Raw genomic sequence first — 19,592 nt, 5'->3', positions numbered from 1 at the left:
GCTGCGGGCGCGACCAGGTGGAGGACTCCCCGGGCATGCAGGTGGAGCGGGCAAGGGCAGAGGGGGGCGGACGCCTCTGGCGCGCACCGGCGCTGCGGCCGCTGCTCGCCTTTCTCGGCTACCTCGCGCTCGCGGAGGTGGGCTACCGGCTCGTGCTGCAGCCCGAGGGCATCGGCCTGTGGTGGGTGCCCCAGGGCTTCGCCCTCGCGGTGCTCGTGCGCTCCGGGCGCTCCGGGTGGCCGCTGCTGACCCTGGCGCTGATGCTCGCCGAGGCAGGGGTCGTCACCGCGCACGGCATGCCCCCGCCGGTCGCGCTGGCCTGGTCGCTCGCGGCGGCCCTGGAGGCGCTCGGCGGCGCCTGGCTCCTGCAGCGCAAGCTGGGCACCCCCGTGCGGCTGGGCAGCGTGGGGGACTGGCTCTGGTTCAGCGTGCTCGGCGGCCTCGCGGCGCCGCTGTTCGGCGCGCCCCTCGCGGCGGCCGCCTCGGTGCTCTGGCTCGGCGCGCCCTCCTACGGCCTGAGCTTCCTGAGCTGGGCCCTGAGCGACATGCTGGGCGTGCTCGCGCTCGCGCCGGTGCTGCTGTGCCTCGGCCCCGAGCGGCCGCTGCGCCTTCCGCGCGCGCGCAAGCTCGAGGCGCTGCTGCTGCTCGCCGGGCTGCTGCTCACCACCGAGTGCGTGTTCGGCACGCGCGTGCCGGGCGCGTACCTGATGCCGCTGCCCTACCTCGTCTTCCCCTTCGCCCTCTGGGCGGCGCTGCGCTTCGGCATGCTCGGGGCGGCGAGCGCCACCCTGCTCGTCGTGGGCTTCGCCGTGGTCCACACGGTGGAGGGAGAGGGGCCCTTCGTGCTGCTCGAGCTGGGCACGCGCCAGCGCGTCTGGCTGCTGCAGGCCTTCCTCCTCGTGCTGGGGCTGTGCACGCTCACCCTCGCCGCCTCGCTGGCGGAGCGGCGCGCGGCGGAGCAGCGGCTCGCGCTGCACGCGCGCGTGGGCGAGCTGCTGGGCGCCTCGCTGGACCGCGAGGCCACGCTCGGCAAGCTCACGCGCCTGCTCGTGCCCGCGTGGGCCGAGGCCTGCGCGGTGCTGCTCACCCAGGAGGACGCCGAGGCGCCGGCCGCCGTGGCCCACGCGGAGGCGCAGGACGAGGCGCAGCTGTGGACGCGGCTGCGCGAGGAGGCGGCGCGGCCGCTCACGCGCCAGCTCGCGCCGGGGGAGCGCGAGCTGCGGGTGCCGCTCGCGAGCCGGGGGCGCGCCCTGGGCTGGCTGCTGCTCGCGCGCTCCGAGCGCGCGCGCCCCTTCGATGCGAACGACGTGCACAGCGCGGAGGAGATCGCCCGGCGCACCGCGCACGCGCTCGAGGCGATGCGCCTGTACGAGGAGCGCGGCGAGGCGGTGGCCCTGCGCGACGACTTCCTGTCCGTGGCGGCCCACGAGCTGCGCACGCCGCTCACCAGCCTGCACCTGCAGCTGCGCCGCTTCGACGCGCTCCTGCACGAGCACGGCGCCGAGCCCGTGCTGCAGCGCAAGCTCGAGGTGGTCTCCCGCCAGGCGGCGCGCCTCAACCAGCTGGTGGAGACGCTGCTGGACGTGGCGCGCATCTCGCGCGGGCACCTGGAGCTGCGCGTGGAGGAGCTGGACCTGGCGGCGCTCGCCGCGGAGGTGGCCGAGCGCTTCGGCGAGGACCTCGCGCGCGCCGGCTGCGAGCTGCGGCTGCGGCTGCGCCCCATGCGCGTGCGCGGCGACCGGCTGCGGCTCGAGCAGGTGGTGAGCAACCTGCTCGCCAACGCGGTGAAGTTCGCGCCCGGAGAGCCCGTGGAGCTCGCCGGGGAGCCGGACGGCGCCTTCGCCTGCCTCCGGGTGCACGACGGCGGGCCCGGCGTGCCCGAAGCGCAGCGCGAGCACATCTTCGACCGCTTCGCCCGCGCGGTGTCCTCGCGCTGGTACGGCGGGCTGGGGCTGGGGCTGTACGTGAGCAGCGAGATCGTCTCGGCCCACGGCGGCCGGCTGCGCCTGGTGGACGCCCCCGGCGGCGGCGCGTGCTTCCTCACCGAGCTGCCCCTGCTCGCCCAAGCCCCCCGCTGGGCACAGGACGCGCAGCACGCCTCCGGGAGCTGATCTCCCCACATCCCGTCCCACCTCCCTCCGGGGCCCCGCGCAGGGGGGCCCCCTGGGCACGCGGGCGGGCTGAGGGCAGACTTGCGCCCGAGATGCCGCTCCCCGCCCCGAGGACCTCCGCTTGAGGGTCTGCGCTTGACCCCCGTGGCCCTGGTGGGCGTGCTGGGCGCGTGCATGGGCCTGACGGTGGCGTGCTTCGGCATCGCCTTCTCGTCGGCGCCCGGCTGGCGCAACGAGCGCGCCTTCTACCTGCTCGCGCTCGCCTGCGGGCTGTACTCGGCGTGCGACGTGGTGCCCACCATCGACGTGGCCGAGGGCTGGCGCGCGCCTGCGCTGCGCATGTCCTTCGCGGCGGCCTCGGCGGGGCTCGCGTGCTGGTACCTGCTGGGCCTGCGCTCCTTCCCCTCGCGCTCCCTGCAGCTGCTCACGCGGGTCCTGCTGCCGCTGCACGGGGTGGCGGCGCTGCTCGCGCTGGTGCCGGGGCTCGCGGTGTCCGAGCGGGTGCAGCTGCGCGAGGTGGCGTGGCTGGGCGTGGTGTACCGGGACAAGGCGCCCACGGCCCTCGGCGAGGCGCTGGTCTACTTCTTCGCGCTCTCGCTGCTCGCGCTCGCGGTGCACATCCTGCGCGCGGCGCGCCAGGGCGTGGCGGACGCGCGGCTGTACCTCGCCTGGCTGGGCGCGATGCTCACCGCGCTGCTGGTGGACGGGCTCTCGTTCCTCGGCTACGTGAACGGGCCCTACATCGCGCCGCTCGCCTTCCTCGTGGTGATGCTCACCATGAGCGTGCTCACCGTGCGCCGCTTCATCGCCAGCGCGCGGGCGCTGGAGGAGCTGAGCACGAAGCTGGAGCGGCGCGTGGAGGAGCGCACCCGCGAGCTGTCCGCGGCCCACTCGGCGCTCGCGCGTGCCGAGCGGCTCGCCGCCATGGGGCAGCTGTCCGCGGGCGTGGCCCACGAGGTGAACAACCCGGCCGCCGCCGTGAGCGCGAACCTCGAGTACCTGCGCGCGGGGCTCGCGGCCGGCAGCCTGCCGCGGGATGCGACCGAGTGCCTCGAGGAGAGCCTCGCGGGCATGCAGCGCATCGCGCGCATCGTGCGCCAGCTGCTGGACACGGGGCGGGCGACGAGCGCGGCGGACGCCGAGGACGCGGGCACCCGCGGCAGCACGCACGTGCGCAGCACCGTGCAGCGCACGCTCGCGCTGGTGCGCGCGGTGGTGCCGGACCTGGCGCAGCTGCACTTCGAGGTGCCCGAGGCGCTGCACACCCGCGGCTCGCCGCAGCTGCTCGAGCAGGTGCTCACCAATCTCGTGGTCAACGCGGGCCACGCCATCGCGGCCGGAGGGCGCGGCCGGGGCCGCATCGACGTGCGCGCCTCACACGTGGCCGCGCAGGGCGACGACGACGCGCAAGTGCAGATCGAGGTGCAGGACGACGGCTGCGGCATGGACGCGCGCACCCAGCAGCGCATCTTCGACCCCTTCTTCACCACCAAGCCGGTGGGCCAGGGCACCGGCCTGGGGCTCTCGGTGACGGCGGGCCTGGTGAGCGCGCTGGGCGGACAGCTCTCGGTGGAGAGCACCCTGGGCCAGGGCACGGTGATGCGGCTGCGGCTGCCCGCGGCGCCGCCCGCGCCGGTGTCCCAGACCCCGGCCGCCTGCGGGCCCGTGCCCGCCGCGCTCCCGGGGCTGAGGCTGCTGCTGGTGGAGGACGACGCCTCGGTGCGCGGCGCGCTGCAGCGCACGCTGGGCGAGTGGTGCACGCTCGAGCTCGCCGCGGGGGTGGACGAGGCGCTGGCGCGGCTGCGCGAGGGCCCGCGCCCCGATGCGGTGCTGTGCGACCTGATGATGCCCGCCGGCGGCGGCCAGCGCCTCTACGAGGAGCTGCGCGCGCGAGACCCCGCGCTCGCCGCGCGGCTGCTCTTCCTCACCGGCGGCGCCACGTCGGAGGAGGCGCGGCGCTTCCTCGAGCGCCAGCCCCAGCCGGTGGTGCTCAAGCCCATCGCCCCGGACGCGCTGTGGGCCGCCGTGCTGCGCCTGCAGCTGGGCGAGCGCGCCGGCGCCGCGGCGGCCTGAGCCTCGGCCGGCGCTTCGGGCCCGGGCCCGGGGCCCGCCTGCTCCCCCCACGCACGGCAGCAGACGGCAGCCGCCCCGGCTGCGCGGCGGCGGTGGCGCTCCGCGGAGTGAAGCGGTATGCGACGGCGCATGAGCGCGAACGACGTCATCATCCTCTTCGGCGGTACCTCGGACGAGCGGCGGGTGTCCGTGGCCTCGGCGCAGAACGTGGCCACCGTGCTGCCGGAGGCCGAGGTCTGGTTCCAGGCGCCCGACGGCTCGGTGACGCCCTGCCCCCGCGCGACCCTCGCCGCGCACCAGAACGCCTACACGACGGACCTGCAGCTGCCCGGGACTGCGCGCTGGCCCAGCCTCGACGCGGCGCTGGACGCGGGCGAGGCGCGGGGGAAGACCTTCTTCCTCGCGCTGCACGGCGGGCAGGGCGAGGACGGCACCACGCAGCGCGCGCTGGAGCGCCGCGGCCTCGCCTTCACCGGCTCGGGCTCGGAGGCGAGCGCGAAGGGCTTCGACAAGGAGCGGGCGAAGGCGCTCGCGGCGAAGGCCGGCGTGCGCACGGTGGAGTCGGTGGAGCTCACCGGGGACGCGGGCGCGATGCTCTCCGCGCTGCAGGGGCTGCTCGCGCGCCACGGCCGCCTCGTGGTGAAACCCATCCGCGGCGGCTCCTCGGTGGGGCTCTACCACGTGAAGGGGCCCGAGGACGCCGGGCGCGCGGCCCGCGAGGTGGCGGCGCAGGCGCCGCAGGTGGCCTTCCTCGCGGAGGCCTTCGTGCAGGGCACCGAGCTCACCGTGGGCGTGGTGGACTCGCTGGACGGCAAGCGGCGCGCGCTGCCCTGCTCGGAGGTGCGCGTGGACCCGGGCCGCGCCTTCGACTTCGAGGGCAAGTACCTGGGCAAGGGCACCCTGGAGCTCACCCCCGCCGAGGTCCCCCCGGACGTGTTCCAGGCCGCGCAGGCGCTCGCCGTCACCGCGCACGAGGCGCTCGGCTGCGAGGGCTACACGCGCACGGACATCATCGTGGGCGCGCGCGGGCCGGTGTACCTGGAGACGAACACGCTGCCGGGCCTGACCAAGGCCTCGTTCATCCCGCAGCAGCTCGCCGCGGAGGGCACCGCGCTGCGGCCCTTCCTCGAGGAGCAGCTCGCGCTCGCGCGGGCGCGGCGCGACCGCCAGCGCTGAAGCGCCGCGGTGACTAGGGCGCGCGCGTGGGGCCGCCCTGCACGCCCACCGCGTGGTGGAACACCAGGTGGCCGCCCAGCCAGCCGCCGCCGAGGACGAGCAGGGCGACGGCCGCCTCCATCCCGAGCGCGAGCGCCCGGGCGTCGGGCTCCGGCACCGGGCCTCCGCGAAAGGCGAGGCTCAGCCCCGAGAGGCTGACGGCCGTGAGCATCGCGCCGAGGTGGAAGAGCCCCGTCTTCGAGGCGGGGCTCTCGGAGGGCACGGCGCTGTAGTCGATGAAGCCGGTGAGCGCGGCGGGAAGGGCCGCGACGAGCCCTCCGACGACGCACCAGAAGCCCAGCTGCCAGAACAGCGCCTCCGCGCGCAGCCACCCCGCCGCATCCGCCACCGGCGCGAGCGTGAGCAGCACCAGCGGGAAGGCCGTGAGCGGCGGGTGCACCGGGTGACCGAAGAGGCGCAGGCCCTTGCGCATGGCGCGCTAGCTCCCCGGCCGGAGGATGGCGACCAGCAGCACCGCGAAGGCCACCACCGCCACCAGGCCGTGCACTGCGACGACCGGCCTGGGCAGCGCCTTGCGCTGCAGGTGCATCGCGAAGAGGACGAAGCCCCCCAGCGCCGCGAGCACGAAGAGCACCAGGGCGGTCTTGGCCAGCCCCGGCGCCTGGCCTCCCATCACGGCGAGCAGCAGCACGACGAGCCCCGCGGCGGCCGCGAGCCCGTGGACCACGGCGATGCCCAGGGGCGGGTGGGCGCGCCCGCGAAAGACGAGGGCGGCCATGAAGACGCCGCCGAGGGCGGCGAGGGCGAAGAGGACGGCAGGCAGGGTCATCGGAGCGCTCCAGGGGTGCGGGGGGAAGTCATGGGGACTGCGGCGGGGGGCGTGGACTCCAGCGCGAGCTCGGCGCGCAGGCCCTCGGCGTCGCGGCCCACCGTGAGCACGGCGAGGGTGCGCGCGCCCTGCACGAAGCGCACGGTGCAGTCGCGCGCCTCGAGGCTGCCGAGCCGCTCGGTGCGCTCGAAGCCCTCGGGGCTGCCCACGCAGCTGAGCGCGAGGTCGTACTGCTGGGTCCAGAAGAAGGGCACCGCCTCGAAGGGCTCGCCGCGGCCGAGGATGTTGCGCGCGGCCGCCTGCCCCTGCCGCTGCGCCACCACCCAGTGCTCCACGCGCAGCGCGCGGCCGGTGTGCGGGTCGGGCCAGCGCGCGATGTCCCCGGCCGCCCACACCCCGGGCGCGCTCGTGCGCAGCTGCGCGTCCACCTTCACGCCGCGGTCCAGCGCGAGGCCCGCCGACTCGGCGAGCGCGAGCGAGGGCCGCACGCCCACGCCCACCACCACCAGCTCGGCGGGCAGCGCCTCGCCGCCGCTCAGGGTCACGCCCCCGCGGTCGATGGCCACCGCGCGCTTGCCCATATGGAAGCGCACGCCGTGGGACTCGTGCAGCGCGCGCAGGAAGGCGCCCACCTCCGCGCCCACCACGCGCTCCAGGGGCTCTGTGCCGGGGGCCACCACGTCCACCTCCAGCCCGCGGGTGCGCAGCGCCGCAGCCACCTCGAGCCCGATGAAGCCCGCCCCCAGCAGCACCGCGCGCCTCGCCCGGGCGGCGCGCGCGATGATGGCGCGGCAGTCGGCGAGCGTGCGCAGCGTGTGCACGTGCGGCAGGCGCGCGCCGGGGATGTCCAGCTGCACCGGGTCCGCGCCGGTGGCGAGCAGCAGCGCGCCGTAGCCGAGCTGCGTGCCGTCCGAGAGCGAGACGGTGCGCGCGGCGGTGTCCAGCGCGGTCGCCCGCACGCCCACGCGCAGCTCGATGCCCGCCTTCGCGTAGTCCTCGCCGCTGCGCAGCGGGATCCACTCCTCCGGGGCGCTGCCCGCCAGGTAGTCCTTGGAGAGGTTGGGGCGATCGTAGGGCGGGCTCTCGTCCGCGCCCACCAGCACCACGCGCCCCGCGCAGCCCTCGCGCCGCAGCGTCTCCGCCGCCGCGTGCCCTGCCGCGCCCGCCCCGATGATGACGACGGACTCCGGCGTGGGGCCCGGGGCCGGCACCGGCCGCTGCGCAGGCTTCCGGCCCAGCACCCGCACGCGGCCCGCGTCCCGCTCCAGCGCGTAGCAGCCCAGGCCGTTGAGCGCGGGCGGGCGCAGCACCGCGCCCGAGCGCAGGTCGAAGGCCGCGTGGTGCCAGGGGCAGCGCAGAGTGGCGCCCACCTGCAGGCCCTCGGCGAGCGGCGCGCCGTAGTGCGGACAGGTGGCGCTCACGGCGAACAGCTCCTCGCCCGCGCGCAGCAGCAGCACCGGCTCCCCGTTCGCGTGGCCCAGCAGCGGCTGGCCTTCGATGACGCAGTCCACCGGCACGCCCTCGGCGGCGAGGTCCGGTCCCGTCAGCGCTGCGCTGCCTGCACCCATGGTGGAGCCCTCGCGGCGCGTGCGCGCCGGTCCCCTCCGTGGGGCCGGGCAGGCCACGCCTTCCCGTGTTGGAGGCGCGGGGGGCCGGAAACGTGACGTGGAAAAAGTCGGGGGGGGGCCGTGGCTCGAGCCGCGGCGCGTCTCGCGCGCCGGGAGGCGCGTGGAGCGTGGACGCCCATCCGGGCGCAGCGCCGGCGCGGGCCAGCGTGGACGGCGGGCACGCGCCCCTCCCCTCGGCGCGCACCTGGCACGCGCGCTGCTCCCTGTCCCTTCCGACCTCAGGCGGTCGACGCCGAGCGAGGCGACCTCCGGGCCATGAGGGCCTGGCGGGCAAATGGGGGAAGGGCGAGGGCGATGATGCTGATGGCGGGAAAGCGGTTGGCGGTGTTCTCCATCCGGGAGGGCAAGGGCGGGAGCATCTGGGTGCGCGCAGGCAGCGCGTTCGTGAACAAGGACGGGTCGCTCAACCTGCTGCTGGACGTGCTGCCGCTGGACGGCAAGCTGCACGTGCGCGAGGCGGCGGAGCGGCGCGATGCGCCCGCGCCCGCGCCCGCGCGCTACGCGCCGGAGCCCGAGGCGGCGGGGGCGCACTCGTGAGCGCGCGGCTGAGGCTGTGGGTGCTCGCGCTGCTGGTGGGCGCGGCGCTGCTCGCGGTGGCCCCCGCGCACGCGGCCGCGTCGCGCCGGCGCGCAGTGCAGTACGTGGGGCAGGTGAACCTCAACGAGGCGAGCGCCACCCAGCTCGACGCCCTGCCCGGCGTGGGCGAGAAGGCGGCGCAGAGCATCGTCGCCTACCGCGAGAAGCGGCGCTTCGGGCGTGTCGAGGAGCTGGTGAAGGTGAAGGGCTTCGGCAAGAAGCGCTTCCTCCTGCTCAGGCCCCACCTCACCCTCGAGGGGCCCAGCACCTTCCGGGTCGAGCGCCTGCCCGCGGGAGGAGGGCGCGGCGCGGCGCGCTGAGGATGGGGGGAGAGGTAGGAGCGGTCTCTACCCCGGTGGGGCGCGGACACCCGCCCCTGCCGGCCCGTCCGCTCGCCAGGCGGCCACTTCGCGCACCGGGGTTGGGGCCGGCCGCTGCAGGGCATAGCATCGCCCCTACGCCCTCCCGATGAAGATCCGCTCCAAGCTGCTGTACCTCTCCGCCGCGGTGCTCCTGCTGGTGGGGGCGCTCGCGGGCGCGCTGCTGCACCACGCGGCGCGGGGCCGGCAGCTGCGCAGCCTCGCCAACCTCGGCGCGGCGCAGCTGGACGCGTACACCCGGCTGCGCACCGCCCCCGCGGGCCTGCTGGCGGCGCAAGGGCCGCTCGCGCCCCGGCTCACCCGGCTGCAGCAGCAGATGCGCGAGACGCTGGAGGCGCTGGAGGCCGCCTCGCGCGAGGAGGCGCGCTGGGCCGAGCAGCCGCTCGCGGAGGAGCAGCAGGACGTGCACGCCATCCGCGAGGCCTGCGAGCGCTGGCTGCGCGAGGACGTGGAGCCGCTCGCGCGCGAGGCCGCGCAAGCGCCCTCCGACACGCCGCTCTCCGAGGCGCAGTGGGGGGCGCTCGCCGCCGGCTTCGCGCGCAAGGTGGAGCCGCGGCTCGCGCAGGCTGAGCGCGAGGAGCAGCGCACGCGCGCGGAGCGCACCGCGATCAACGCGGGCGTGGTGCAGCTCAGCCGCCTGCTCGCCACGCTCGGGCCGCTCGTGGCGCTCGCGGTGCTGCTCGCGCTCTTCGCCGGGGTGGTGTACCCGCTGGCGCGCGGGCTGCGGGTGCTGCTCGCGGGCGCGCGCCGGGTGGGCGCGGGAAAGCTGGACACCGAGCTGAGCCTGCCGGGCGGCGACGAGCTCGCGGAGCTCGCGGGCGCCTTCAGCGGCATGGCGCGCGGGCTGCGCGAGAGCCTCGCCGCCGAGGTGCGGGCGCGCGAGGCGGAGCGCCAGGCGGTGGAGCGGGCGCTGCAGCACGAGGGCGCGCTGCTCGAGGAGCAGGTGCGCGCGCGCACCGCGGAGCTGGAGGCGGCGAACCGCCAGCTGTGCGAGAGCTTCCGCCAGCTGAAGGAGACGCAGGCCCAGCTGCTGTTCGCGGACCGGCTCGCCTCGGTGGGCATGCTGGCCGCCGGCGTCGCGCACGAGGTGAACAACCCCCTGTCCTTCGTGCTGGGCAACCTGCGCTTCGCGCGCGAGGCGCTCGCGCAGGGGCGGGCGCTGGAGGAGGGCGAGCGCGCGGAGCTGCTCGAGGCGCTGGGCGAGGCGCACGTCGGCGCGGACCGGGTGCGGCTCATCGTGCAGGACCTCAAGACCTTCAGCCGCCCCCAGGACGCGCGCGAGCGCCCGGTGGACCTGCGCGAGGTGCTGCGCGTGGCGGTGAAGATGGCCGGCAGCGAGCTGCGCCACCGCGCCCACGTGGTGGAGGCCTACGCGGAGGCGCCCCGCGTGCAGGGCAGCGAGGCGCGCCTCAGCCAGGTGTTCCTCAACCTCCTCATCAACGCGGCGCAGGCCATCAGCCCCGGCCACCCCGAGCGCCACGAGGTGCGCATCGCGCTCCATGCGGTGGAGGGCGGCGCCTGCGTGGAGGTGAGCGACACGGGCACCGGCATCGCGCAGGCGGACCTCGCGCGCATCTTCGACCCCTTCTTCACCACGAAGCCGGTGGGCAGCGGCACGGGCCTCGGCCTCAGCGTGTGCCACGGCATCGTGAGCGCGCTGGGCGGGCGCATCGAGGTGCAGAGCGAGCCGGGCCGGGGCACCACCTTCCGCGTCACCCTGCCCGCGGCCTCGCCCGCCGCGGAAGACGCGGCGGCCTCGCCCGAGGCGGCCCTCCCCGGCCTCCCGGCGGCCGCTGCCGCCGCCGCAGCGCCCGGCTCCCAGCGGCTGCTGGTGGTGGACGACGAGCCGGCGGTCGGGGCGCTCGTGCGCCGCATCCTCGGGCCGCACGCGCACGTCACGTACGCGCCCAGCGGCGCCGAGGCGCTCGCGCAGCTGGCCTCGGCGGCGCCCTTCGACGTGGTGCTCTGCGACGTGATGATGCCCGGGATGACGGGCATCGAGCTGCACGGGCAGGTGGCGCGCCAGGGCTTTGGCCAGGAGCGCGCCTTCGTCTTCATGACGGGCGGCGCCCTCACCGCCGAGGTGCAGCACTTCCTCGACCGGGTGCCCAACCCCACCCTCGCCAAGCCCTTCGCGCCCGAGCCGCTGCTCGCGCTGCTCGCCCCGCGCGCCTAGGCCCGCGCCCCGGCTGCCTGCCTGCCCGACTCCGGGCGCCCCCGAGTGTTGAGCACCAGGGAGCAGGGAGGCGTGCGGGGCGCGAAAGTGCGCCGGGCGGCTCGCCAACCGGGTGCGCGATGCCCCACCTTGTGGAACACAGACCTGGGCGGAACGCTCCGCCCGCACCCGGAGGCTTCGATGGGTCGCAGCTACAGCGAGTATCCCTTCCACGAGCAGCAGCCCGCCCTGGGGATGCAGGGCTCGGGGGCGCGGCTGGGCAACGACGAGGACACCCAGAAGCTGGCGCAGCAGGCGCCCTCCCTCCCGCCCACCGGCGAGAGCTACCGCCAGCCCAACGCCCAGACCGTGCAGCGCTACCAGGAGCGCCGCGCCGCGCGCCTGGCCGCCGAGGCGGCCGGGGAGAGCACCGGCGGCGCGGGGGACCGCGACGAGCGGGACGCGCACGAGGACGAGGACGACGCGCAGGAGCTCGAGGCCGCGGAGCCGCGCACCGGGAGCACCGGGGGCGGCGCGCGGTCCGCGGAGGCGAGGCCGGCCGCCGCGGGCAGGCCCGCCGCGGACGCGCAGGGCGCAGCGAAGCAGGCCCCGGCGGCGAAGAAGACCGCCGCGAAGAAGGGCGCTGCGGAGAAGGCGCCTGCGATGAAGGCCGCTGCGAAGAAGACCGCCGCAAAGAAGGCGCCTGCGAAGAAGAGCGCGGCGAAGAAGCCTGCGGCGAAGAAGACCGCGGCGAAGAAGGCGCCTGCGAAGAAGGCCGCGGCAAAGAAGACCGCAGCGAAGAAGGCCCCCGCGAAGAAGAGCGCGGCTGGGCGCGGCGGGATGCTCGCGCGCGCCGGAGCCGCGGCGAAGAAGGCCGTGCGCGGCGTGGCGAAGAAGGTCGCGGGCGGACGCGGCGCCAAGAAGCGCTGAGCCCCAGGCGCAGCCGTCCCCTCTTCCCCTGGGAGAGGGTCGGGGTGAGGGATGGACAGCGGGCACGCGGCCCTCACCGGCCCGGCGCCCTGGGCCCACGGGCCCCCGCGCGCCGCGAGGGCCCTCCGCCCGCGAGCGCTCGCCCCCTCCCCTGCGCCAGGGGGCCTGTCCCACCCCAGGACACAGGGCGCTCTCCCCTGTTCACCGGCGCACCGTGGGTGAGGGGCGGCCGGACGGCCCGCCGGAGAAGGTTGGGACAACAAGCAGTGCTTTGAGGGACAATGAACCCATGAAGGCGATGGGCAACTCGAACGGCGCGGACGCGGAGCAGCCCCCCTCCCTCGGGGAGGCGCTCGAGTTCATGCGCCTCGTGTGGGCGGTGGACCACGGGCTGCAGTCCACCTCCAAGCGCATGGAGTCGACGCTGGGGCTCACCGGGCCGCAGCGCCTCGTGGTGCGGCTCGTGGGGCGCTTTCCCGGCATCTCCGCGGGGCGGCTCGCGGGGCTGCTGCACGTGCACCCCAGCACGCTGACCGGCGTGCTCAAGCGGCTGGAGAAGCGCGGGCTCATCGAGCGGCGCAGCGACCCGCTCGACGCGCGCCGTGCCCTCTTCCACCTCACCCCGGCCGGCCGGCCGCTGGACGTGCAGGCGCCCGGCACGGTGGAGGCGGCCGTCACCCGGGTGCTCGCGCGCATGAGCCGCGCGCGCATCGTGGGCACCCAGGAGGTGCTCACCGCGCTCGCCGAGGAGCTGGGCGGCAGCACCGCCCCCGAGCCGGGCGTGGAGCCGGTGGCCCCCGGCGGCCCGGGCTCGCGCCGCTCCGCCTCCCGCTAGGCCGCGCGCGGCAGCGGCGGCGCCCGCGCGCTGCTACACAGGGGGAGGCCCTCCCCCGCGCGGCCCGCGGGACGAGGAAATACGCCACCCGCCCGCGGGTTGGCTCGCGACCGAGGCGGTGAGCCCCCGTGAACTTCGAGACCCCGCAGAGCCCAGCGCCCCAGTCCTCGCCCCTGCCCCCGCCGCCCTCCGGCCCGGGCACGGGTGCGGGCGCCAACCAGGCCCGGGTGCCACCGCGCACCGGCGGGGTGGCGCGGCTGCTCGCGGCGGTGCGCGCCCGCCAGCGCCGCATCTTCTGGCTGCAGGGCGCGCTGCTGGGGCTCGCGGCCGGGCTGGTGCTCGCGCTCGCCGGGGCGCTGCTCTCCTCGCTGTGGTTGCCGGGGGGCAGGGCGCTGCTCGCGCTCGCCCCGCTCACGGCGCTGGGGCTCGCGGCCCTCTTCGGGCTGTGGCGCGCGGCGCGCGCGGTGGGCGATGACGCGCGCACGGCGCGGCGGGTGGGTGAGGCGCGCCCCGAGCTCTCGCTGGACGTGCTCGCCGCGGTGGAGCTGCAGCGCGAGCGGGCGGCACAGGAGCCCACCCCGGACGAGGCGCCTGCGCGGCACTCGGCGGCGCTCGCGGACGCCTTCCTCGCGCAGATGGACGCGCGGGCGGATGGGGTGGACGCGCGGGGCATCGTGGAGGCGGAGCCCGCGCGGCGCGCGGGGCTGGTGCTCGCGGCAGCGCTGCTGCTCGCGCTCGGGCTCGTGCTCCTCGCGGGCGGGCGCGTGCGCTCGGGGCTCTCGCGCGCGCTGCAGACGCAAGGGGCCGCCGGCGCGGAGGCAGCGCCCGTGGAGCCCATCACCGGAGACATCGAGCTCACCTACCGCTACCCCGCGTACACCGGGCTCGCGCCGCGCACCGTGCCGGGCACCACCGGCGAGGTGAGCGCGCCGGCGGGCACCGAGGTCGCGCTGAAGACGCGCAGCGACCGGCCGGTGGCGCGCGCGGAGCTGGTGGTCAACGGCGAGGCGCTGCCGCTCCAGGTCTCCGGGGGGCGCGAGCTCACCGGCAGCTTCGTGGCGAAGAAGGCGGGCCACTACCACTTCGTCTTCTCCGCGGCCGGCGCCTCGGAGCCGCTCGCGGTGGGCCCGGACATCGCGCTCAATGTGGAGGCGGACGCGCCGCCCCAGGTGACGCTGCTCACCCCGGCGGCCGAGCTGGAGGTGGACCCCGGCCAGAAGGTGACGCTGAAGTACGAGGCCACGGACGACTACGGGCTCTCCGGCGGGCTCGCGCTCGTGTACCGGCTGCCGGGCCGCCCCGAGGACACGCGCGTGGCGCTGCCGCGCGAGGACTCCCGGCGCGCGCGCGGCCAGTACACGTGGGACCTCGGCCAGCTGCCCGGCGGGCGCAAGCTGCAGCCCGGCGATCGCATCAGCTACTACGTGGAGGCGAAGGACAACGACGCGGTGGAGGGGCCCAAGCGCGGAGTGAGCCGCACCCAGACCCTGCGCGTGTACAGCGCGAGCGAGCACCGGCGCGAGGCGCTGCAGAAGGCCGAGCAGCTGTGGAACCGCATGGTGGACCACCTCGCGGACCGGCTGGAGGCGCCCGAGCGGGCAAAGAAGGGCGTGGACCCGGCGGCCGTGGGCAACGGCAGCAGCGTGGATGCGCGCGGGCAGAGCCTGGTGGAGGACCTGCGCGCGCTCTCGCAGGCGCTGGGCAAGGAGCGCGACGCGCCGGCCGAGCTGGTGACGGCGCTGCAGAACATCTCCCAGTCGCTGGGCCAGCGCGTGCGCGCCACCGCCGAGCTGCGCAAGCTGTACCTGCGCTACACGAAGCTGCGCGGCAACGACTGGGGCACCGGCAACCGGCTCGCGAGCACGCTGGACGAGGAGGTCACCGAGCTCGAGCGCGACGTGCTCTACCTCGAGAGCCTGCTGGACCGCACCCGGCTGCAGGAGATCCAGGAGCTCGCCCAGCGCCTCTCCGGCGAGCGGCGCGAGCTCAGCCGCCTCATCGAGCAGTTCAAGGCGAGCCCCAGCGAGGCGGCGCAGGCGGAGGTCATGCGGCAGATCGAGAGCGTGCGCCAGCGCATGCAGGAGCTCGCGCAGCGCATGAGCGAGCTGCGCCAGGGCATCCGCGACGAGCACCTCAACGCCGAGGCGCTCGAGGAGATGATGAAGGAGCAGGACGTCTCCAGCTCGCTCGACGACGTGGAGAAGCTGATGCGCGAGGGCAAGGCGGACGAGGCGCTCGCGAAGCTGCAGCAGCTCAGCCAGCAGATGGACGAGATGATGCAGGGCCTGGACGACGCCGGGGAGGACTTCGGCAGCGAGCAGTACCCGGAGCTCGCCGAGAAGTACGGCAAGTTCATGAAGGACCTGGACGAGACCGCCCAGAAGCAGCAGCAGCTCAGCGAGCAGACCCGCAAGCTGCGAGACGCCGCGCGCGAGCGCAGCCGCGACCGGCTGGGGCAGAAGGGCCAGGCGCTCAAGGACGAGCTGCTCAAGGACGTGTCCCAGGCCCAGAAGGGCTACGCCGAGCGGCGCGTGGACGAGCTGAGCAGCCGCGGCGCGCGCCCCCTCGAGGAGGTGCAGAACGAGCTGCAGAACGTGGAGAACGCGCTCAAGGCGAACGACTTCGACCTCGCCGCCGAGGCCGCCCAGCGCGCGCAGAGCGCCGCCGAGCAGCTGTCCATGCTGGGGCAGCAGCAGCGGGAGCTGGACGTGATGTGGGGCAACCCGCCCGAGGTGCGCCAGCAGTCCGCGGACCTGGCGAAGAAGCTGCGCCAGGAGGGCGAGCGCGTCTCGGACGTGAGCCGCAAGCTGCAGAGCCTCTTCCCGCCGCCGGGCAGCCAGCTGAGCGCGGGCGAGAAGGATCAGCTCAAGAAGCTCGCCGGGCAGCAGCAGCAGCTGGGTGAGAAGGCGCAGTCCTTGCGCGAGCAGATGGAGGAGATGGAGCAGATGGCGCCGCTGTTCGGCGAGGAGGCCGGCGAGCAGATGGAGGGCATCGGTCAGAAGATGGGCGATGCGGCCCAGCGCATGGCCGGCCAGGACCCGCAGAAGGGCTACGGCGAGCAGCAGGGCGCGATGGAGGCGCTCAAGCAGTTCCAGCAGGCGATGAAGGAGAGCCAGCGCGGGCGCGGCAAGGGCAAGGGGCTGCCCTTGCCCATGGCCGGCGGCCAGCGGCGCCAGGGCAACGGACGCGACAGCAGCCAGGAGAAGGTGGAGCTGCCGGACGCGGACGCCTACCAGGCGCCCAAGGAGTTCCGCCAGGACCTGCTCGACGCGATGAAGCAGGGCGCTCCGGAGAAGTACAAGGACCAGGTGAAGCGCTACTACGAGGAGCTGGTGAAGTGAGACTGCCTGTCCTCCTCTCGGCGCTGCTGCTCGCCACCTCCGCGCTCGCGGCGCCTCCGGCCTCCTCCACGCCCGAGCCGCGCGGCGAGGTGCGCGCACGGCTCTCCAGCGTGGAGCAGTACCTGGACGACTGGGACGTGCCGGCGGCGCGCCGCGAGCTGGAGGCGCTGCAGAAGCTGGTGCCCGCGGACATCGAGCCGCTCAAGTACTTCCAGGGCCGCATCGCCTTCGAGGAGGGGCGCTACGACGAGGCGGTGGGGCTGCTCGAGGGCGCGAAGGTGGACGACAAGCCGGGCAGCTACCTGCGGCTCGCGCGCGACACCCGCGACATCGTGAAGGGCCACCAGAAAGCCGAGAGCGAGCACTTCATCCTGCTCTACCCCCCGGGCAAGGACGCCATCCTCGCGCCCTACGCGCTCGAGACGCTGGAGGCCATCCACCGCGCGCTGCAGCAGGACCTGGGCTACGCGCCGCCCGGCAAGGTGCGCGTGGAGCTGGTGAACAGCGCGCGCGAGCTCTCCAAGGTGAGCACGCTCACGCTGAAGCAGATCCAGACCACCGGCACCATCGCCATCTGCAAGTTCAACAAGCTGATGGTGACCAGCCCCAAGGCGGTGGCGCGCGGCTACGACTGGCAGGACACGCTCGCGCACGAGTACGTGCACCTGGTGGTGAGCCAGCTCAGCCACAACACCGTGCCCATCTGGCTGCACGAGGGGCTCGCGAAGTACCAGGAGAGCCGCTGGCGCGGCGAGGGGGGCCTTGCGCTCACGCCCTCCACGCTCGCGCTGCTGGGCCGGCGCGTGAAGAGCAACACGCTGGTCCCCTTCGAGAAGATGCACCCCTCCATCGCCATGCTGCCCACCGCGGAGGACGCGGCCACGGCCTTCGCCGAGGTGTTCTTCGCCATCGACTACCTGCACGGCGAGAAGGGCACCGCCGGGATGCGCGCGCTCATCGCGTCGCTCAAGGGCGGGCAGACGGACAAGAAGGCGGTGGAGAGCGCCATGGGCATGCCCTTCGCGCAGTTCGAGAAGGGCTGGCTCGCGCACATCAAGCAGCAGCCCTTCCCCAAGGAGCTGCTGCCGCGCGAGCAGGTGGTGCTGAAAGAAGAGGGCAAGGCGGACGCGAAGAAGCAGAAGGGCAAGGAGATCTCCTTCGGCGACTTCGCCGAGGTGACCGAGGTGCCCGCGCGCCAGTTCGCGCACCTGGGCGAGCTGATGCGCGAGCGCAACCGCACGAAGGCGGCGAGCGAGGAGCTCTCGCGCGCGCACGCCCTCGTCGGGGACAAGTACGAGAGCGTCTCCAACAAGTACGCGCTCACGCTGCTCGAGCTCAAGCGCCTGGACGAGGCGGAGCGCGTGCTGCGCGGCTCCTTGCGCGTGCACCCGGGTAGCCCGCAGACCAACGTGCACCTGGGCCGCATCCTGCTCTTCCGCAAGGACTACCCGAAGGCGCGCACCGCCTACCTCGAGGCGCTCGCGGCGGACCCCTTCGACCCGGAGATCCACCTCGCCCTCACCCGCATCCACGGCGCGCTGGGGGAGCAGGCGCTCGCCGAGCGCACGCGCAAGGCGAGCAGCGTGCTCACCGGCCTCAAGCCCGAGGAGGTGGACAAGGTGGCGCAGGCGCTGGTGCAGGACGAGGGCGCGCTGGGCGGCATGGACGTGCCCGGCACCGAGACCCGCCCCAGCCCCCCGGCCCCGAAGCCGCAGCCCGCCGGCAAGGGCGGCCGCGAGGACGTGGACGCCTTCGGCATGGGGCGTGACGGGGGCCAGTAGACGCAGGACCACAGCAGCAGGGGGACAGAGCGATGAGCGACGGAGCTTCCCAGCGGCGCAGTGCGACCCGGACCTTTCGTGACGCGCGCGACCTCCTGTTGAGCCTGCGCGAGGACTACGCGGAGGCGTACCGGCGCTTCCAGTGGCCCCCGCTCACCGACTTCAACTGGGCCCTGGACTGGTTCGACGTCATCGCCCACGGCAACAGCCGCACCGCGCTGTGGATCGTGGAGGAGGACGGCAGCGAGCAGAAGCTGAGCTTCGCCGAGCTCAGCGCGCGCTCGAACCAGGTGGCCAACTGGCTGCACAACCGGCGCGTGCTGCGCGGCGACCGCGTGGTGCTGATGCTGGGCAACCAGGTGGAGCTGTGGGAGTGCCTGCTCGCCGCGATGAAGCTGGGCGCGGTGGTCATTCCCGCGACGCCGCTGCTCGGTCCCTCGGATCTGCAGGACCGCGTGGAGCGCGGTGGCGTGCGCCACGTCATCGTGCGCTCGGCGGACGCCTCCAAGTTCGACGCCGTGCCCGGAGGCTACCAGCGCATCGCGGTGGGTGCGCCCGTGCCCGGCTGGGTGAGCTACGCGGACAGCCTGCAGGCCTCCACCCAGCTGCAGCTGGAGACCATCACCCGCGGGGACGACCCGCTCCTGCTCTACTTCACCTCGGGCACCACGGCGAAGCCCAAGCTCGTGGAGCACACGCACCTGAGCTACCCGGTGGGCCACCTCTCCACCATGTACTGGATCGGGCTCAGGCCCGGGGACGTGCACCTGAACATCTCGTCCCCCGGCTGGGCGAAGCACGCGTGGAGCAACGTGTACGCGCCCTGGAACGCCGAGGCCACGGTGCTCATCTACAACTACGCGCGCTTCGATGCGCCGAAGCTGCTCGCGCAGATGGAGCGCTGCGGCGTCACCACCTTCTGCGCGCCGCCCACCGTGTGGCGCATGCTCATCCAGGCGAAGCTCGAGGGGCGCCGCGGAGCCTTGCGCGAGGTGGTGGGCGCCGGCGAGCCGCTCAACCCCGAGGTCATCGAGCAGGTGCAGAAGGCCTGGGGCCTCACGCTGCGCGACGGCTACGGGCAGACGGAGACCACCGCGCAGATCGGCAACCCGCCCGGCCAGAAGCTCAAGGCGGGCAGCATGGGCCGGCCCCTGCCCGGCTACGCCATCGCGCTGGTGGACCCGCTCACCGACAAGGTGGGCGAGGAGGGGGAGATCTCCATCGACCTCTCGAAGCGCCCGGTGGCCCTGATGCGCGGCTACCGCGACGACGCGGAGCGCACCGCGGAGGTGACGCGCGGCGGCTTCTACCGCACCGGAGACGTCGCGAGCCGCGATGCGGAGGGCTACATCACCTACGTGGGCCGCGCAGACGACGTGTTCAAGGCGAGCGACTACCGCATCAGCCCCTTCGAGCTGGAGAGCGTGCTCATCGAGCACGACGCGGTGGCCGAGGCCGCCGTGGTCCCCTCCCCCGACCCGCTGCGCCTCAGCGTCCCCAAGGCCTACGTGGTGCTCGCTCCGGGCCACGCGCCCAACGCCGAGACGGCCAAGTCCATCCTGCGCTACGCGCGCGAGCAGCTCGCGCCCTACAAGCGCATCCGCCGCCTCGAGTTCGCCGAGCTGCCCAAGACCATCAGCGGGAAGATCCGCCGCGTGGACCTGCGCGGCCGCGAGGCAGAGCTCTACAAGAACCCCGACGCGCGCCCCGAGGGCGAGTACCGCGACGACGACTTCCCCGAGCTGCGCCAGTAGCGCGGCCGGGAGGGCGCGGTTAG

Annotated in this window: 14 protein-coding genes; 11 read left to right on the top strand and 3 right to left on the bottom strand. The window is 75.1% G+C overall.

Features of this window, described 5'->3' with window-relative positions:
- Positions 1 to 35 precede the first annotated feature (35 nt).
- From FGE12_RS05900 to FGE12_RS05890, 3 genes are all read left to right on the top strand, one after another.
- Positions 36 to 2,111 carry an MASE1 domain-containing protein gene (locus tag FGE12_RS05900; RefSeq protein WP_153865290.1) on the top strand — a complete coding sequence of 692 codons (2,076 nt, stop codon included), beginning with the start codon at positions 36 to 38 and terminating at the stop codon, positions 2,109 to 2,111.
- A gap of 144 nt (positions 2,112 to 2,255) precedes the next feature.
- Positions 2,256 to 4,184: an ATP-binding protein gene (locus tag FGE12_RS05895; RefSeq protein ID WP_370458899.1), complete on the top strand. Its 1,929-nt coding sequence runs from the start codon at positions 2,256 to 2,258 to the stop codon at positions 4,182 to 4,184.
- Positions 4,185 to 4,313: 129 nt separating this feature from the next.
- Positions 4,314 to 5,360 carry an ATP-grasp domain-containing protein gene (locus tag FGE12_RS05890; RefSeq protein WP_194797620.1) on the top strand — a complete coding sequence of 349 codons (1,047 nt, stop codon included), beginning with the start codon at positions 4,314 to 4,316 and terminating at the stop codon, positions 5,358 to 5,360.
- A 13-nt stretch (positions 5,361 to 5,373) separates the two neighbouring features.
- Here FGE12_RS05890 and FGE12_RS05885 read toward each other — a convergent pair whose 3' ends face one another.
- Genes FGE12_RS05885 through FGE12_RS05875 form a run of 3 tightly spaced genes read right to left on the bottom strand, consistent with a single transcriptional unit; the run spans position 5,374 to position 7,757 of the window.
- A complete protein-coding gene (locus tag FGE12_RS05885) occupies positions 5,374 to 5,832 on the bottom strand; it encodes a DUF2231 domain-containing protein (protein WP_153865284.1) in 459 nt (152 codons plus the stop codon).
- A gap of 6 nt (positions 5,833 to 5,838) precedes the next feature.
- Complete coding sequence (locus FGE12_RS05880) at positions 5,839 to 6,189, bottom strand: hypothetical protein (protein WP_153865282.1); 351 nt, start codon at positions 6,187 to 6,189, stop codon at positions 5,839 to 5,841.
- The gene (locus FGE12_RS05875; protein WP_153865280.1) at positions 6,186 to 7,757 is read right to left on the bottom strand and encodes an FAD-dependent oxidoreductase; all 1,572 of its coding nucleotides are present in this window, start codon (positions 7,755 to 7,757) and stop codon (positions 6,186 to 6,188) included. The genes FGE12_RS05880 and FGE12_RS05875 overlap by 4 nt, the downstream gene beginning before the upstream one ends.
- Before the next feature lie 357 nt (positions 7,758 to 8,114).
- Between FGE12_RS05875 and FGE12_RS05870 the strand changes: the two genes are divergently transcribed.
- The 8 genes from FGE12_RS05870 to FGE12_RS05835 all read left to right on the top strand — a co-directional run bounded on the left by FGE12_RS05870 (position 8,115) and on the right by FGE12_RS05835 (position 19,569).
- Entirely contained in the window at positions 8,115 to 8,354 is a 240-nt protein-coding gene (locus FGE12_RS05870; protein ID WP_153865524.1) for a hypothetical protein, read from the top strand.
- Positions 8,351 to 8,713 (top strand): ComEA family DNA-binding protein, encoded by a 363-nt coding sequence (locus tag FGE12_RS05865; protein ID WP_370458893.1) that lies wholly within the window; start codon positions 8,351 to 8,353, stop codon positions 8,711 to 8,713. The genes FGE12_RS05870 and FGE12_RS05865 overlap by 4 nt, the downstream gene beginning before the upstream one ends.
- Before the next feature lie 148 nt (positions 8,714 to 8,861).
- Positions 8,862 to 10,949 carry an ATP-binding protein gene (locus tag FGE12_RS05860; protein WP_153865278.1) on the top strand — a complete coding sequence of 696 codons (2,088 nt, stop codon included), beginning with the start codon at positions 8,862 to 8,864 and terminating at the stop codon, positions 10,947 to 10,949.
- 180 nt (positions 10,950 to 11,129) lie between these two features.
- Positions 11,130 to 11,858, top strand: a complete 729-nt coding sequence (locus FGE12_RS05855; protein ID WP_228530587.1) for a histone H1-like repetitive region-containing protein — start codon at positions 11,130 to 11,132, stop codon at positions 11,856 to 11,858.
- 289 nt (positions 11,859 to 12,147) lie between these two features.
- Entirely contained in the window at positions 12,148 to 12,693 is a 546-nt protein-coding gene (locus FGE12_RS05850; protein ID WP_153865277.1) for a MarR family winged helix-turn-helix transcriptional regulator, read from the top strand.
- A gap of 128 nt (positions 12,694 to 12,821) precedes the next feature.
- Positions 12,822 to 16,034: a DUF4175 family protein gene (locus FGE12_RS05845; protein ID WP_194797619.1), complete on the top strand. Its 3,213-nt coding sequence runs from the start codon at positions 12,822 to 12,824 to the stop codon at positions 16,032 to 16,034.
- Positions 16,031 to 17,815 carry a tetratricopeptide repeat protein gene (locus FGE12_RS05840; protein WP_194797618.1) on the top strand — a complete coding sequence of 595 codons (1,785 nt, stop codon included), beginning with the start codon at positions 16,031 to 16,033 and terminating at the stop codon, positions 17,813 to 17,815. Before FGE12_RS05845 ends, FGE12_RS05840 begins: the two co-directional genes overlap by 4 nt.
- 32 nt (positions 17,816 to 17,847) lie before the next feature.
- Positions 17,848 to 19,569 (top strand): AMP-binding protein, encoded by a 1,722-nt coding sequence (locus FGE12_RS05835; RefSeq protein ID WP_153865275.1) that lies wholly within the window; start codon positions 17,848 to 17,850, stop codon positions 19,567 to 19,569.
- The last annotated feature ends 23 nt before the right edge of the window (positions 19,570 to 19,592 follow it).

It is taken from the genome of Aggregicoccus sp. 17bor-14, from assembly GCF_009659535.1.
Taxonomy (GTDB): domain Bacteria; phylum Myxococcota; class Myxococcia; order Myxococcales; family Myxococcaceae; genus Aggregicoccus.
This window is presented reverse-complemented; position numbering and strand designations above follow the sequence as displayed.

Bases quoted from the DNA above. Each gene is read 5' to 3' on its own strand.
- FGE12_RS05900 (WP_153865290.1), top strand. From the start codon at position 36: ATGCAGGTGGAGCGGGCAAGGGCAGAGGGGGGCGGACGCCTCTGGCGC.
- FGE12_RS05890 (WP_194797620.1), top strand. From the start codon at position 4,314: ATGAGCGCGAACGACGTCATCATCCTCTTCGGCGGTACCTCGGACGAG.
- FGE12_RS05885 (WP_153865284.1), bottom strand. From the start codon at position 5,832: ATGCGCAAGGGCCTGCGCCTCTTCGGTCACCCGGTGCACCCGCCGCTC.
- FGE12_RS05880 (WP_153865282.1), bottom strand. From the start codon at position 6,189: ATGACCCTGCCTGCCGTCCTCTTCGCCCTCGCCGCCCTCGGCGGCGTC.
- FGE12_RS05875 (WP_153865280.1), bottom strand. From the start codon at position 7,757: ATGGGTGCAGGCAGCGCAGCGCTGACGGGACCGGACCTCGCCGCCGAG.
- FGE12_RS05870 (WP_153865524.1), top strand. From the start codon at position 8,115: ATGCTGATGGCGGGAAAGCGGTTGGCGGTGTTCTCCATCCGGGAGGGC.
- FGE12_RS05860 (WP_153865278.1), top strand. From the start codon at position 8,862: ATGAAGATCCGCTCCAAGCTGCTGTACCTCTCCGCCGCGGTGCTCCTG.
- FGE12_RS05855 (WP_228530587.1), top strand. From the start codon at position 11,130: ATGGGTCGCAGCTACAGCGAGTATCCCTTCCACGAGCAGCAGCCCGCC.
- FGE12_RS05850 (WP_153865277.1), top strand. From the start codon at position 12,148: ATGAAGGCGATGGGCAACTCGAACGGCGCGGACGCGGAGCAGCCCCCC.
- FGE12_RS05835 (WP_153865275.1), top strand. From the start codon at position 17,848: ATGAGCGACGGAGCTTCCCAGCGGCGCAGTGCGACCCGGACCTTTCGT.